Annotated in this window: 16 protein-coding genes; 10 read left to right on the top strand and 6 right to left on the bottom strand. The window is 70.3% G+C overall.

The window, feature by feature from the left end; all coding sequences use genetic code 11:
- Positions 1-20: 20 nt before the first annotated feature.
- Together HFP15_RS19860 and HFP15_RS19855 are read right to left on the bottom strand one after the other, a co-directional pair.
- Entirely contained in the window at positions 21-227 is a 207-nt protein-coding gene (locus HFP15_RS19860) for a cold-shock protein (protein WP_168517795.1), read from the bottom strand.
- Positions 228-324: 97 nt separating this feature from the next.
- Complete coding sequence (locus tag HFP15_RS19855; RefSeq protein WP_168517793.1) at positions 325-921, bottom strand: AIM24 family protein; 597 nt, start codon at positions 919-921, stop codon at positions 325-327.
- A 72-nt stretch (positions 922-993) separates the two neighbouring features.
- On the opposite strand from HFP15_RS19855, the gene moeA reads away from it, so the two are divergent.
- Both moeA and HFP15_RS19845 read left to right on the top strand, forming a co-directional pair.
- Positions 994-2,184: a molybdopterin molybdotransferase MoeA gene (moeA, locus tag HFP15_RS19850; protein WP_168517791.1), complete on the top strand. Its 1,191-nt coding sequence runs from the start codon at positions 994-996 to the stop codon at positions 2,182-2,184.
- Between the two features lie 9 nt (positions 2,185-2,193).
- The gene (locus tag HFP15_RS19845; RefSeq protein ID WP_168517789.1) at positions 2,194-2,487 is read left to right on the top strand and encodes a GlsB/YeaQ/YmgE family stress response membrane protein; all 294 of its coding nucleotides are present in this window, start codon (positions 2,194-2,196) and stop codon (positions 2,485-2,487) included.
- 8 nt (positions 2,488-2,495) lie between these two features.
- Here HFP15_RS19845 and HFP15_RS19840 read toward each other — a convergent pair whose 3' ends face one another.
- Positions 2,496-2,735 (bottom strand): hypothetical protein, encoded by a 240-nt coding sequence (locus tag HFP15_RS19840; protein WP_168517787.1) that lies wholly within the window; start codon positions 2,733-2,735, stop codon positions 2,496-2,498.
- A gap of 225 nt (positions 2,736-2,960) precedes the next feature.
- Here HFP15_RS19840 and HFP15_RS19835 point away from each other — a divergent pair, with 225 nt between their 5' ends.
- The 3 genes from HFP15_RS19835 to HFP15_RS19825 all read left to right on the top strand — a co-directional run bounded on the left by HFP15_RS19835 (position 2,961) and on the right by HFP15_RS19825 (position 6,937).
- The gene (locus HFP15_RS19835) at positions 2,961-3,680 is read left to right on the top strand and encodes a phosphatidylserine decarboxylase (protein WP_168518020.1); all 720 of its coding nucleotides are present in this window, start codon (positions 2,961-2,963) and stop codon (positions 3,678-3,680) included.
- A gap of 2 nt (positions 3,681-3,682) precedes the next feature.
- Positions 3,683-4,654: a CDP-diacylglycerol--serine O-phosphatidyltransferase gene (pssA, locus tag HFP15_RS19830; RefSeq protein ID WP_168517785.1), complete on the top strand. Its 972-nt coding sequence runs from the start codon at positions 3,683-3,685 to the stop codon at positions 4,652-4,654.
- Positions 4,655-4,720: 66 nt separating this feature from the next.
- On the top strand, positions 4,721-6,937 hold the full coding sequence (locus HFP15_RS19825; protein WP_168517783.1) for an AAA family ATPase: 2,217 nt from the start codon (positions 4,721-4,723) through the stop codon (positions 6,935-6,937).
- On the opposite strand, the gene HFP15_RS19820 is transcribed toward HFP15_RS19825, so the two are convergent.
- Both HFP15_RS19820 and HFP15_RS19815 read right to left on the bottom strand, forming a co-directional pair.
- Positions 6,932-7,579, bottom strand: a complete 648-nt coding sequence (locus HFP15_RS19820; protein WP_168517781.1) for a LytR C-terminal domain-containing protein — start codon at positions 7,577-7,579, stop codon at positions 6,932-6,934. The two genes, HFP15_RS19825 and HFP15_RS19820, sit on opposite strands and share 6 nt — an antisense overlap.
- On the bottom strand, positions 7,576-7,884 hold the full coding sequence (locus HFP15_RS19815; protein WP_168517779.1) for a DUF3263 domain-containing protein: 309 nt from the start codon (positions 7,882-7,884) through the stop codon (positions 7,576-7,578). The genes HFP15_RS19820 and HFP15_RS19815 overlap by 4 nt, the downstream gene beginning before the upstream one ends.
- A 127-nt stretch (positions 7,885-8,011) precedes the next feature.
- Between HFP15_RS19815 and HFP15_RS19810 the strand changes: the two genes are divergently transcribed.
- The 5 genes from HFP15_RS19810 (at position 8,012) to thiD (HFP15_RS19790) (ending at position 13,118) form a co-directional block, all read left to right on the top strand.
- Positions 8,012-8,569 (top strand): peptide deformylase, encoded by a 558-nt coding sequence (locus tag HFP15_RS19810; protein ID WP_168517777.1) that lies wholly within the window; start codon positions 8,012-8,014, stop codon positions 8,567-8,569.
- 90 nt (positions 8,570-8,659) lie between these two features.
- Positions 8,660-9,577, top strand: coding sequence for a S1C family serine protease (locus tag HFP15_RS19805; RefSeq protein WP_168517775.1), 918 nt, complete (start codon positions 8,660-8,662; stop codon positions 9,575-9,577).
- Positions 9,578-9,842: 265 nt separating this feature from the next.
- Positions 9,843-11,480: a phosphomethylpyrimidine synthase ThiC gene (gene thiC, locus HFP15_RS19800; RefSeq protein ID WP_281355606.1), complete on the top strand. Its 1,638-nt coding sequence runs from the start codon at positions 9,843-9,845 to the stop codon at positions 11,478-11,480.
- Positions 11,477-12,295, top strand: a complete 819-nt coding sequence (thiD, locus tag HFP15_RS19795) for a bifunctional hydroxymethylpyrimidine kinase/phosphomethylpyrimidine kinase (protein ID WP_168517773.1) — start codon at positions 11,477-11,479, stop codon at positions 12,293-12,295. The genes thiC and thiD (HFP15_RS19795) overlap by 4 nt, the downstream gene beginning before the upstream one ends.
- Positions 12,296-12,299: 4 nt before the next feature.
- Entirely contained in the window at positions 12,300-13,118 is an 819-nt protein-coding gene (thiD, locus tag HFP15_RS19790; RefSeq protein ID WP_168517771.1) for a bifunctional hydroxymethylpyrimidine kinase/phosphomethylpyrimidine kinase, read from the top strand.
- A gap of 36 nt (positions 13,119-13,154) precedes the next feature.
- Here the strand turns inward: thiD (HFP15_RS19790) and HFP15_RS19785 are convergent, their stop codons facing one another.
- A complete protein-coding gene (locus HFP15_RS19785) occupies positions 13,155-14,027 on the bottom strand; it encodes a LysR family transcriptional regulator (RefSeq protein WP_168517769.1) in 873 nt (290 codons plus the stop codon).
- Positions 14,028-14,082 lie beyond the last annotated feature (55 nt).

Raw genomic sequence — 14,082 nt, 5'->3', positions numbered from 1 at the left:
GCGCAGCCTAGCCGTTGCCGTTACGACAGTTTGCGGACGTCCGCCGCCTGACTTCGCCCGTCTCGACCTGCCTGGATCTCGAACTCCACCTTGTCGCCTTCGTCCAAGGTGCGGAATCCGTCAGACTGAATGGCCGAGTAATGGACGAATACGTCCGGACCGTCAGGGGACGCTATGAAGCCGTAGCCCTTTTCGGAATTGAACCACTTGACCGTGCCAATTGCCACGGTTTCCTCCTTGCGAACCACCGAACCTGGGAGACCGTGCCGAGCCGGCGCCCCGAGATGCGATCACGCTACCGGATTAAATCGTTTGGGCAATGGGTTATTGCGGAGATTTACGCGCTTGCACCAATATCGTTCCCGGGCCCGCGAAGTCCAGGGCGAGCCCTTCGCCCGTTCGGATCGACTGCGGCGCCGAAGGGTCCAACGCCCGCAGGCGGCACTGGACGGAATCGGGGTAGGCCAGCAGGTAACCGGGACGCACGGTGATGAGCTCGCCCTGGTCCAGTTTGAGCGCGTCCACCGGCCCCGCACACCCCAGCACCAGCGAACCCGTACCGCTGTAGTGCTCGAGGAACCCGGTGTCGGCGCCGAACAGCGACTGCAGCGTCTGCCACGGATGGTCGATGCGCACCGTGGACGGCCGGGCGAGGAAGGCGTCCTTGTACACGTTCCAGCCGGTCCGGCCGTCGAGTTCGAGCGTGTAGACGTCGCCGGGGCGCGACGGCGCGAGGTCGACCCAGCCGCCGTCGGCGGGTGCGGTGAACACGGACGGGCCGCCGCGTCTGGACTGCTGGACCTCGGTGACACCGAAGCTGCTGGCGATCATGGTGTCGCTCACGGCCTGCACCGCCTCGCCGGGCGCGAGGCTGATCCGCGCCACGCCGAACGAGGGCGTGTGCCGCGTGTGGACCCGCACCGAACCTCCCCCTGACATCGATCGAAACGGGGAGAGTCTTGCACGACGCTCGCGAAGAGGCAGGATGGTCCGGTGATTTCCGTCGACGAATACCGCGCCACCATCACGTCGCTGCTGGGCAGGGCACCCGCGGTGAGCCTCCCGCTCGCCGACTGCGCGGGGCTCGTACTGGCCGAGGATCTGCTGGCCGGAGTGTCCCTGCCCCCGTTCGACAACTCCGCCATGGACGGCTACGCGGTACGGGCGGTCGACGTCGCCGAGGTGCCCGTCGAACTGCCGGTCGCCGAGGACATCCCGGCCGGGCGCACCGAGGTGCCGCCGCTGCTGCCGGGCACCGCGCACCGGATCATGACCGGCGCGCCGATGCCGCCGGGCGCGGACGCCGTCGTGATGGTCGAGCACACCGACGGCGGCACCGAGAAGGTGCTGATCAAGCAGGGCGCGGCGCCGGGGGCGCACCTGCGGCGCACGGGCGAGGACGTCGCGCAGGGCACCGTCGCGCTGCCCGCGGGCACGGTGCTCGGCCCGGCGCAGCTCGGCCTGGCGGCGGCGGTGGGCACCGAGCGGCTCACCGTCTACCGGCCGCTGCGGGTGCTGGTCGTGTCCACCGGTTCGGAACTGGTGGTGGCGCCGCAGCCGCTCAAGCACGGGCAGATCTACGAGTCCAACAGCGTGACACTGGCCGCGGCGATCCGGGCGCTCGGCTGCGAGGTCGAAGTCGCGTTCAGCGTCGACGACGTGGCGACCTTCCGCCGCGAGATCGAGCCGAAGCTGGCGGACGCGGATTTGATGGTCACCTCCGGCGGGGTCAGCGCGGGCGCGTACGAGGTCGTCAAGGACGCGCTGTCCGGGCAGGGCACGACGTTCACCAAGGTCGCGATGCAGCCGGGCGGACCGCAGGGCAACGGCCGGTGGAACGGCGTGCCGGTGGTGACGCTGCCCGGCAACCCGGTGAGTGTGCTGGTGTCGTTCGAGGTGTTCCTGCGGCCGGCGCTGCTGACCGCGCTCGGCCACACCGACGTGGACCGGCGCCGGGTGCGGGCGCGGCTGACCGAGGGGCTCAAGTCGCCGCAGGGCCGTCGCCAGTTCCGCCGCGGCTTCTACTGGCACAAGGAAGGCCAGGTCACCGGCGAGGTCGGCCCGCGCGGCGGCCCCGGCTCGCACCTGCTGGCCGCGTTCACCCAGGCGAACTGCCTGATCGTGTTACCGGAGGACACGACGGAGGCACCCGAAGGCACCAAAGTGGACGTGCTGCTGCTCTAACCTGGGCACGTGGGCATTTTCTCGTGGATCATCTTCGGCGCGCTCGCCGGCTGGGCGGCCAACCTGGTCATCGGCGGCCCGGACCGGCGGCGCCAGGGCTGCCTGGTCAGCGTGCTGGTCGGGGTCGTCGGCGCCGCGCTGGGCGGGTTGATCTACCGGCTCGTCACCGGCGAGGCGAAGACGTTCGAATTCGACTTCCCGAGTTTCGGCGTCGCGGTGCTCGGAGCCGTCGTGCTGCTGGGCATCCTGCGGCTGGTCCTGGCACTCGGGAGGCGAAATCCCCGATCGCGTGACCGTTTGTAACAACTTCCCTACGAGTGGTCATAGGTTGCTTCGCAAACACTAAGCTTTCGCGCACCGAAGGATTCGCTCGCTTGCCGGACGGGCGTCGCGTCGGGGGCGGCACCCGTCCGGCGAAGTCCCTCCCGCACGATCGCCACGGCCACCGCCAGCTCGACGAGTTCGGGCATGGGCACGCTGGCGATGTCCGCGCGCCACGCGTCGAGCAGTTCGCCAAGACGCCCGCTCGGCGTGAGTTCCGGCGCTGCCATGACGTTCCTCTCTGCCACTACTACGGAATGCATCGCCCGCCGCGACTTTCCGTTAGCACGGGAGCCCGGCGCGGCTCCCCCGTGCGGGTAGGCGAGGTTGGGGACGCAGAGCCGGGTCTACCGAGACCTGGCGGTAGCGTGGATACCCAGATCGGTGAAAAGCCACGCCTGTCCCGGCTTGGTCGATATCAACCGGTTACCTGAAACCCAACAATCGGGAACGTGATGAGCCCCAAGACGCCGGAGCAGGCTGGCAACCCGGTCGCCCACGCCCTGCAACTGGCCCGCGAAACCCTCCCGCCGATGCATCCCGCGGGCCGCCCGTTCGTCGCGGGTGGGGTCGCCGCGACCCTGCTCCTGCGCCGCGTGTCCAAGCCGCTCGGCACGCTGGCCGGGCTCGCCACGCTGGCCACCGCGGCGTTCTTCCGCGAGCCGAAGCGCGTGCCGCCCGAGCGCCCCGGGCTCGCACTCGCGGCCGCGGACGGGCTGGTGTCGCTGATCGAGGAGGCCGTCCCGCCGCCCGAGCTCGGCCTGCCCGCCGAGCCGCGGATGCGGGTGAGCATCTTCCTGTCCGTGTTCGACGTGCACGTCCAGCGCGCCCCCGCGACCGGCTCGGTCGAGCGGGTCGCCTACCGGCCGGGCAAGTTCCTGTCCGCGGATCTGGACAAGGCCAGCGACGACAACGAGCGCAATTCCGTGCTGCTGCGCACGGTCGACGGCCACGACCTGGTGGTCGTGCAGATCGCCGGGCTCGTCGCGCGCCGCATCGTGTGCCAGATCGCGGAAGGCGAGAAGGTGTCGGCCGGTGACACGTACGGTCTGATCCGCTTCGGCTCTCGCGTGGACCTGTACCTGCCGCCGGGTAGCCGGATGCTGGTCAGCAAGGGCCAGCGCACCATCGGCGGCGAAACCCCGCTCGCCGAGCTCCCGTCCGGGAAGGCCTGATCATGGTCCGGGTGATGAACCCGAGCGTGCGACTGCTGCCGAACGCCATCACGGTGCTCGCGTTGTGCGCGGGCCTTTCGTCGGTCCAGTTCGCGCTCAGCCACAACTACATGCTCGCGATCGGCGCGATCGGCGTCGCCGCGGTACTGGACAGCCTCGACGGACGGATCGCGCGGCTGCTCGACGCGACGTCGAAGATGGGCGCCGAGCTGGACTCGCTGTCCGACGCGATCTCCTTCGGTGTGGCGCCGGCGCTGGTGCTCTACATCTGGCATACCGACACGCAGGGCCTCGGCTGGGTGACCTCGCTGGTGTTCGCCGTGTGCATCGTGCTCCGCCTGGCCCGGTTCAACACGCTGCTCGATGTCGAGAAACCGCCGTACGCCAACGAGTTCTTCACCGGGGTGCCCGCACCGGCGGGCGGGCTGCTCGCGCTGCTGCCGCTGATCCTGACCCTGGAGTTCGGTGACGGCTGGTGGTCGGCGAAACCGGTGGTGTGGGCGTGGACGGTCGCCGTCGCCCTGCTGCTGATCAGCCGCATCCCCACGTTGTCGCTCAAGACCGTGCGGGCGCCGGCCAAGGCCATCGCCCCGCTGCTGGTGCTCGTCGGCCTGCTGGCCGCTGCGGTCATCCAGTACCCGCTGATCGCGCTGGCCGCGGGGCTGCTGCTGTATCTCGTGCACATTCCCTACGCGGTGCGCCGGTACCACTGGCTGGCCAACCACCCGGAGGCGTGGAACGTGCCGCTGCGCGAGCGTCGCGCCATCCGCCGTTCGCGCAGCACCCGGCGGTTGCGCCTGCGCCGGCCGAAGCTGCCGCGCGTCGCGGGCGCCTCGGGGATCACCGTTCGCCTGCCGCGCAACGGCAACGGGCATGTCGTGCGCGGGATGCGCACGTTCCCGCCGGACTCGCAGGACCGCAACCGCCGCCGCAGCTGGCGCCGCATCGGGCTGCGCCAGCGCGGCGACCGCTAGCTCGGCGCTGGACCCTCGAGATCGTGGTGCCACCGCGCAACGGAGTCTCACCCTAGAGTAGGGACCGTGAGCGAACCGCGGATCACGCTGACCGTCCGGCACACGCCATCGGCACTCGACTCCCGGCGCGGCATCGTGCGGCTGCACCCCGAGGTGCTCGACGCGCTCGGCCTGCGCGCGTGGGACGCCGTGCACCTGACCGGGGCGCGGGTGAGTGCGGCGCTGGCCGCGCCGGGCGACGCCGCGAACGCGCCGGGAATCGTGCTGGCCGACGACGTGACGATGTCGAACCTCGGCGTCACGGAGGGCTCGGAGGTCGTCATCGCGCGCGCGCAGGTCTCGGCGGCCCGGTCGGTCACCGTCGCGGGCTCGCGGCTGGCCAGCGCCTCGGTGTCACCGCACACACTGCGGCTCGCGTTGATCGGCAAGGTGCTCACCGTCGGGGACGCGGTGTCCCTGCTGCCCCAGGATCTGGCGCCGCCGCCCGGCTCCGACGTGGCCTCGGTGCGCGGGCAGCTCTCCCGCACGATCGGCTCGACCTGGACCTCCGAACTGCTCACCGTCACGGCCGCCGAACCGGGCGGCGTGGTCGCCGTCGGCCAGTCGACCGTGGTCGGCTGGCGCGACGGTGCGACCACACCGGCCGCGCCGCCACCGGCCTCGCCGTCCACTGTGGAATCGGTGCCGCCGCCCGCCCCGGTCGAGGAGGAGGACGAGACGGTCCCGCTGGCCGACCTCGCCGGCGCCGAGGCGCCCGCCCGGACGCTGGCCGAATGGTTCGATCTGACCTTCCGGCGGCCGGAACTGCTGGCCAAGCTCGGCACCTCGGCCCGCCTGGGCGTGCTGCTGTCCGGCCCGGAGGGCGTCGGGAAGTCGACTCTCGTGCGGGCCGTCGCCGCGGCCGAGGACGTGCGCGTGCTGTCACTGGCCGCGCCGAGCATCGCGGTGCTGGCACCGAACTCGACCGCCTCGGTGCTGCGGGACACGCTGGGCAAGGCCGCCGCGGGCGGGCCCACGGTACTGCTGCTCACCGACATCGACGCGCTGCTGCCCGCCACGCAGCCCGCACCGGTCGCCACGATCATCCTGGACGAGTTGCGCACCGCGCTGGCCAAACCGGGTTTCGCGCTCATCGCGACCACCGCCCATCCCGAGGCCTGCGATCCGCGGCTGCGTGCTGCCGACCTGCTCGACCGGGAACTGGCCATTCCGTTGCCCGACGCCAAGATCCGCACCGAGCTGCTGCGCATCCTGCTGCGTGACGTGCCGGTGGAGTCCGGTGTGGACTGTGGCGCGGTCGCCGAGCGGACACCGGGTTTCGTCGCCGCCGATCTGATCGCGTTGCGCAGGGACGCGGCGCTGCGTGCCGCGCTGCGGCAACGGGAGGCGGACGAACCGCGGATCTCCCACCAGGACCTGCTGGACGCGCTGGAGAGCGTGCGTCCCATCTCGATGTCCACTTCGGACACGCTGGCGACGGGCGGGCTGAGCCTCGACGATGTCGGCGACATGACCGAGGTCAAGCAGTCGCTCACCGAAGCGGTGCTGTGGCCACTGCGGTATCCGGATTCCTTCGCGCGCCTCGGCGTCGAGCCGCCGCGGGGCGTGCTGCTCTACGGTCCGCCCGGCGGCGGCAAGACGTTCCTCGTGCGCGCGCTGGCCGGTACCGGGGCGTTGAACGTGTTCGCCGTCAAGGGCGCCGAGCTGATGGACAAGTGGGTCGGCGAATCGGAGCGGGCCGTGCGCGAGCTGTTCCGCAAGGCCAGGGAGGCTTCGCCCGCGCTGATCTTCCTCGACGAGATCGACGCGCTCGCCCCGCGCCGCGGGCAGTCCAGTGATTCCGGCGTGGCCGACCGGGTGGTGGCCTCGCTGCTCACCGAACTGGACGGCGTGGAACCGATGCGCGAGGTGATCGTGCTCGGCGCGACGAACCGTCCCGAACTGGTGGACCCGGCGCTGCTGCGGCCGGGCAGGCTGGAGCGGCTGGTGTACGTGCCGCCGCCGGACGCCGAGGCGCGCGCCGACATCCTTCGTGCGACGGCGAAGCACACCCCGCTCGCGTCCGATGTGGACCTGGCCGAGACCGCCTCCACTTTGGATGGCTATTCGGCCGCGGACTGCGCCGCGCTGGTCCGCGAAGCCGCGCTGACCGCGATGCGCGAGTCGCTGGAGGCCAGCGAGGTCGCCGCCGCGCACTTCGCGAAGGCACGCGAAACCGTGCGCCCCTCGCTGGACCCGGCGCAGCTGGCAAGCCTGGAGGCCTACGCGAACCGGCGGCTATGAGCCTTTGGGGTGCAGGCCCTGGTAGTCGTTGGTGACGATGACGATCACGCCGGGGCTGGAGTTCTTGATGCCGTCGAACCGCGGCTCGGCCTTCATGCCGAAGTCGGCCGCCAGTGCCTTGGCCGCGGTCTCCTCGTCGGTGCCCTCGGTGTAGTACGCCGTGGTGGTCGGGATGACACCGTACGGGTAGTTGTCGACGCTGACCACGTTCCAGCCGTCTGCGCGGAAGTCGTCGGCGGCCTTCGCGGCGAGTCCCTTGATGGTGCTGTTGTTGTAGACCCGCACCGGCACCCACTTCGCGGCGGCCTGGTCGGCAGGCACGCCGCCGTTGGGCGCGGCACTCTGCCCGGGCTGACCAGGCTGGCCGGAGGCGGCGGGCGGAGCGGTTTCGGTGCCCGTCGCCGACGGCGCACCGGTCGTCGTGGTCGGAAGGGCCGAGGACGAACCGGGTGCGCCGGACTCGCTCGGCGCCGGTCCGCCGGGGGCGGGCTGGGTGGCCGAGCTGGACGGGGCCGCGGTCTGCTCGTGACCGCCGCCGCTCACCGCGGTCACGATGCCGATCACGGCGGCGATCAGCGCCACCCCGATCAGCACGACGCCGGCCAGCCGCATCGGCCGGGACAGTCCCTGCAGGAAGTTCATCGCGCCTCGATCCCCAACCGCCGGGCCACCCGCTTCCGCTGCCGGGTCGTGCGGATCTTGCGCAGCCGCTTGACCAGCATCGGGTCGGCGCGCAGCGCCTCCGGCTTTTCGAGCAGGCGGTTGAGGAGCTGGTAGTAGCGTGTGGACGACAGCGCGAACTCGTCACGGATCGCCTGTTCCTTGGCCCCGGCGTATTGCCACCACTGGCGTTCGAACGCCAGAATGGCGAGCTCGCGCTCGGACAGGCCTGCGGCGGGCTCGGTCGCGGGTTGCTGCCCGCCGGCCATCGACTCCGCGGCGTCCATCTGACTCCTCAAATCGGCGAAACACACGGTTGTCATTCCGCGGCGCCATTGAACCACGTGCCCGCGCGGTCATGGTGGGATCACGGCCCGGCGCGTCATGGTGTGGTGGTCGGTACGATCGCCGTTTGTGACGATCCACCCCATCCGTATCGCCGGCGACCCCGTGCTGCACAACCCCACCCGCGAGGTGGCCAGGTTCGACGACGAACTGCGCACGCTCGTCGACGACATGTTCGAGACGATGTACGCGGCCGAAGGGGTGGGGCTGGCCGCCAACCAGATCGGGCTCGATCTGCGGCTGTTCGTCTACGACTGTCCCGATGACGAGGGCGTGCGGCACAAGGGCGTCGTGGTGAACCCGAAGCTGGAGACCTCGGAGATCCCGGAGACCATGCCCGATCCGGACGACGACTGGGAGGGCTGTCTGTCCGCGCCCGGCGAGTCGTATCCGACCGGGCGCGCGACGTGGGCGAAGGTCACCGGGTTCGACGCCGACGGCAAGCCGGTCGAGGTCGAGGGCACCGGGTACTTCGCACGCTGCCTGCAGCACGAGACCGACCACCTCGACGGCTATCTGTATCTGGACCGGCTCGTCGGCAGGCATGCCCGCGCCGCGAAGAAAATGCTCAAGCGCAACAAGTGGGGCGAGCCGGGTCTGTCCTGGCTGCCGCCCAAGCAGGACTGAGTTCGCCGACGGTGAAAGAAGCGGCGATCTGCTGGGTTTCGAGAGCACACTGTTTATAGCTGTAATGCTGTAATCAGGGTGGTGGTCGCGGTGGAAGACTCCGACGCCCTCGACGCCTACTCGCGGTCGGTGAGTTCGGTGGCCGCCGAGGTGACGCCGCATGTGGCGAGTCTCAGTCTGGCGCGTGGCGGCGGTTCGGCCGTCGTCTTCGCCGATGACGGCTATCTCATCACCAACGCGCACGTGGTCGGCCAGGACCGGCGCGGGGTCGCGACCTTCTCGGACGGCTCGGAAGCGGACTTCACCGTCGTCGGCGCGGACCCGCTGTCGGACCTCGCCGTCGTGCGCGTGCGTGACGGCGCACCACCCGCGGCGCGGCTCGGCGACGCCGACAAGCTCGTGGTCGGCCAGCTCGTGGTCGCGATCGGCAGCCCGCTGGGGCTCGCGGGGTCGGTGACGGCCGGGGTCGTCAGCGCGCTGGGCCGGTCCCTTCCCGCGCGCACCCGCAACGCCGGGCGGGTGATCGAGAACGTGATCCAGACCGACGCGGCACTCAACCCCGGCAACTCCGGCGGCGCGCTGGCGGATTCGAACGGGCGCGTGGTCGGGGTGAACACGGCGGTCGCCGGGATCGGGCTCGGCATGGCGGTCCCGATCAACTCCACGACGCGCCGGATCATCGACACGCTGCTCGTGGAGGGCAAGGTGCGGCGTGCCTACCTCGGCGTGGTCGGCACGCCGGCGCCGTTGCCGGACGAGGTCGCCGAGCACACCGGGCAACGGGCCGGGCTGCGGGTGATGGAGGTCGTGCCGGGCGGGCCGGCGCAGCGCGCGGGGCTGCACGCGGGCGATCTGGTGCTGACCGTCGGCCGTGCGCGCGTGGCCGATGCGCAGGACATCCAGCGGCAGCTGTTCGCCGAGGTGATCGGTACCCGGTTGCCGATCACGGTGCTGCGCAACGGCGCGATGGTCGACGTCATCGCCACACCTTCGGAGCTGGCTGGTTAGCAAGGTAGGCGGACCGCGTTGATTGCGAAGAGTAAGCGCGACCACACGAGCCGCGGCGTCGCGAACGCGGTACAACGCGGCAGCGCGACGAGCCCAAGTGAGGGACCGCACTTGAGGTCCGCCCGTCCGCATGGCATGGTCGAAGACGCACAGCACATCGCGGGAGCTCGCGCCTTGGCGGGCTGAGAGGGTGGCTGGCCGCTCCCGGCCGGTGTCACCGACCGCCGAACCTGACCGGGTAATGCCGGCGTAGGGAGTGATCTTCTTGACGACGCTGGAAAACAACGCCGCCGTGAGCGTGACCACCGGCCCGATCACCGGTTCGCGCAAGGTGTACCACCAGACCGAGTCCGGTTTGCGTGTTCCGGCCCGCCGTATCGACCTTTCCAACGGCGAGCATTTCGACGTCTACGACACCTCCGGCCCGTACACCGATCCGGACGCCGTCATCGACGTCCACAATGGACTCAACCCGCTGCGTTCCGGCTGGACCGACGGCCGCGAACACAACACGCAGCTCGGCTGGGCCAAGGCCGGGATGATCACCCGGGAGATGGAGTTCATCGCGGCGCGGGAGCGGGTCAGCCCCGAGTTCGTCCGCGACGAGGTCGCCCGTGGTCGCGCCGTGATTCCGGCCAACCGCAAGCACCCCGAGTGCGAGCCCATGATCATCGGGAAGAACTTCCTCGTGAAGATCAACGCGAACATGGGCAACTCGGCCGTGTGGTCCTCGGTGGAGGAAGAGGTCGAGAAGATGGTGTGGGCCACCCGCTGGGGCGCCGACACGATCATGGACCTGTCCACCGGCAAGCGGATTCACGAGACTCGCGAGTGGAACGTCCGCAACTCGCCCGTTCCGGTCGGCACCGTGCCGATCTACCAGGCGCTGGAGAAGGTCGACGGTGAGCCCGAGAAGCTCACCTGGGAGATCTACCGCGACACCGTGATCGAGCAGTGCGAGCAGGGCGTGGACTACATGACCGTGCACGCGGGCGTGCTGCTGCGCTACGTGCCCCTCACCGCGAACCGGGTCACCGGCATCGTCTCGCGCGGCGGTTCGATCATGGCCGCGTGGTGCCTCGCGCACCACCAGGAATCGTTCCTGTACACCCATTTCGAGGAACTGTGCGAGATCCTGCGCGCCTACGACGTCACGTTCTCCCTCGGTGACGGGCTGCGCCCCGGTTCGATCGCCGACGCCAACGACCGAGCGCAGTTCGCCGAACTGGAAACGCTCGGCGAGCTCACCCACATCGCCCGCGAGCACGACGTGCAGGTGATGATCGAGGGCCCCGGCCACGTGCCGATGCACAAGATCAAGGAGAACGTGGAGCTGGAGGAACGGCTCTGCGGCGAGGCACCGTTCTACACCCTCGGTCCGCTCGCGACGGACATCGCGCCGGCCTACGACCACATCACCTCGGCCATCGGTGCGGCGCAGATCGGCTGGTACGGCACGGCGATGCTGTGCTACGTCACGCCCAAGGAGCACCTCGGCCTGCCCAACCGGGACGACGTGAAGACCGGCGTGATCACCTACAAGATCGCCGCGCACAGCGCCGACCTGGCCAAGGGCCACGCCTACGCGCAGGAATGGGACGACGAGCTGTCCAAGGCGCGCTTCGAGTTCCGGTGGGAGGACCAGTTCAACCTCTCGCTCGACCCGGACACCGCGCGCGCGTTCCACGACGAGACGCTGCCCGCCGAGCCCGCCAAGACCGCGCACTTCTGCTCGATGTGCGGGCCGAAGTTCTGCTCCATGCGCATCACGCAGGACGTCCGCAAGTACGCCGAGGAACACGGACTGTCCACTGTGGACGCCATTGAGGCCGGTATGCGCGAGAAGTCCGACGAGTTCGGCGAGCACGGCAACAAGGTGTACCTGCCGGTCGTGGAGCAGTGAGCGGAACTCCCCGTACCGCACTGACCATCGCCGGATCCGATTCCGGCGGTGGTGCGGGGATCCAGGCCGACCTGCGCACGTTCTTCGCCTGCGGGGTGCACGGCATGACCGCGATCACCGCGGTCACCGTGCAGAACTCCCTTGGCGTGCAAGGGTTCACCGAGATCCCGGCCGACGTGGTCACCGCGCAGATCAAGTCCGTCGCCGAGGACATCGGCGTGCACGCGGCCAAGACCGGGATGCTGGCCAGCGCCGAGATCATCGAGGCGGTGGCCGGCACCCTGGACGAGGTCGGCATCGGACGGCACGCGGTCACGCCGTTCGTGGTGGACCCGGTCGCGGCCTCGATGCACGGTGACGCGTTGCTGCGGGACGAGGCGCTGGAGGCCATCCGCACCCAGTTGTTCCCGCGCGCCACGCTGATCACGCCGAACCTGGACGAGGTGCGGCTGCTGACCGGCGTCGAGGTGACCGACCGGGAAAGCCAGCGGCACGCGGCCGACGCGCTGCTGGAGTTCGGCTCGCAGTACGTGCTGGTCAAGGGCGGGCACCTGTACACCGATCCGCAGTGCGTCGACCTGCTCTCCGACGGCACGCAGTACATCGAACTGCCGGGCCACCGCCACGACACGCCACACACGCACGGCGGCGGCGACACGCTCGCGTCGGCCATCACCGCGCATCTGGCGTTGGAACTCGGCGTGCCGGATGCCGTGGCCGAGGGCAAGCGGTTCATCGAACGCTGCGTCGCGGAGTCGTATCCGCTCGGCGCCGGGATCGGTCCGGTGTCCCCGTTCTGGCGGCTGCAACACTAGGTGCATGGGTGATGTTCCGAGCGCGCTGACGATCGCCGGCTCCGACTCCGGCGGCGCGGCGGGGTTGCAGGCGGATCTGCGCACGTTTCTGACCTGCGGGGTGCACGGGCTCGTCGCGGTGACGGCGGTGACCGTGCAGAACACGCTCGGTGTGCACGACCGCTCCGATCTGCCGCCGCACATCGTGGCCGGGCAGATCGAGGCGGTCGCCGCCGATATGGGCGTCGGCGCGGCGAAAACCGGCATGCTCGCCTCGGCGGAGATCATCACCGCGGTCGCGCGGGCCTGCGACCGGGCGAGGATCGGCACCGAGATCCCGTTCGTCGTGGATCCTGTGGCGGCCTCGATGCACGGCCACCCGCTGTTCGACGAGGCGGGCATGGCCGCGCTGCGCGATCTCCTGCTGCCGCGCGCGACGGTGGTGACGCCGAACCTGGACGAGGTGCGGCTGCTCACCGGCCTCACCGTCACCGGTCGCGAGCAGATGCACGAGGCCGCGGTCGCGCTGCACGCGCTCGGCCCGCGTTACGTGCTGGTCAAGAGCGGTCATCTGCGCGAAGACCCGGAATGCGTCGACCTGCTCTACGACGGTTCGACGTTCCTGGAACTGCCCGGTGCCCGCATCGACACGCCGCACACGCACGGCGCGGGCGACTCGATGGCCTCGGCGCTGACGGCGGGCCTGGCACGCGGGATGAGCGTGCCCGATGCGGCCCGGTTCGGGAAGTGGTTCGTCAGCAACGCCGTCGCGCATTCCTACCCGATGGGCGCCAAGGTCGGCCCGGTCTCCGCGTTCTGGCGGCTGGCGCCCGAGGACCGCTGACAACGTTTGCCGCAGCGCGGGCGTGGCCGACCGCGGCTAACCAGCGGTGAGCTGGGCTTCGGCGATCTTGCGGAAGTCCGCGACGAGGCGGCCGCGGTCCCCGGCGCGGGTGGCGAGCACGACGTGGCTCGGTTCGACGCCTTCGAGTGGCACCGTTGTGAGGTCGGCTCGTCCGCCGCTGAAATGCTTGTCGATCGGGACGATCGCGATCGCCTCGCCGGAGGCGATGAGTTCGAACTTGTCCTCGACACTCCCCATCAGCGGGCCGTCCGGGGCGAGTCTGCCGTCGGGGCGCGGCTCGATGCGCCAGAACGCGTTCCACGCCGGGTCGGTCACGCGGGGCAGCGGCTCGTCGGCGATGTCGTCGAGAGTGACCGATTCCTTGCCGGCCAGGCGGTGGTCGACGGGCAGCAGCAGTCCTCGCGGTTCGTCGTAGAGCACGGTCACGTGCAGCTGATCGGCGGCCAACGGCATTCGCGTCACGAGCACGTCCACCCGGTGTTCGAGCAGCGCGGCCCGCGTGTCGGCCCAGGGCACGTGCATCGCTCGCACGTCGACGTCGGGATGCTTCTGGCGCATCGCGCGCACCGCGGGCGTGACGACCAGGTGCAGGGTGTAGCCGATGGTGAACCGGCTGGGCTCCGCGGCGGCCTTGGCCCGGGTCGTCGCCACGGTGGCGGATCGCAGCAGCGCTCTGGCCAGCGGCAGGAACACCGCACCGGCTTCGGTGAGCTGCGTGCCCACCGGGGTGCGGTCCAGCAGGCGCGCGCCGACCTGCTGTTCGAGGCGCCGGATCTGCCTGCTCAGCGACGGCTGGGCGATGCGAAGGGCCTCGGCGGCGCGGCCGAAGTGCCGGTGTTCGGCGACCGCGGTGAAGTACCGCACCAGCCGCAGGTCCAGATCCGCCATGAATCAAGCCTACCTGCGGTGATGCCTCGAACGCATTGCCGGATGAGGAACAGAT

The organism is Amycolatopsis acididurans (assembly GCF_012328925.1).
Classification (GTDB): Bacteria; Actinomycetota; Actinomycetes; order Mycobacteriales; family Pseudonocardiaceae; genus Amycolatopsis_E; species Amycolatopsis_E acididurans.
The sequence above is the reverse complement of the archived record's forward strand: the minus strand, read 5'-3'. Positions and strand labels throughout refer to the sequence as shown.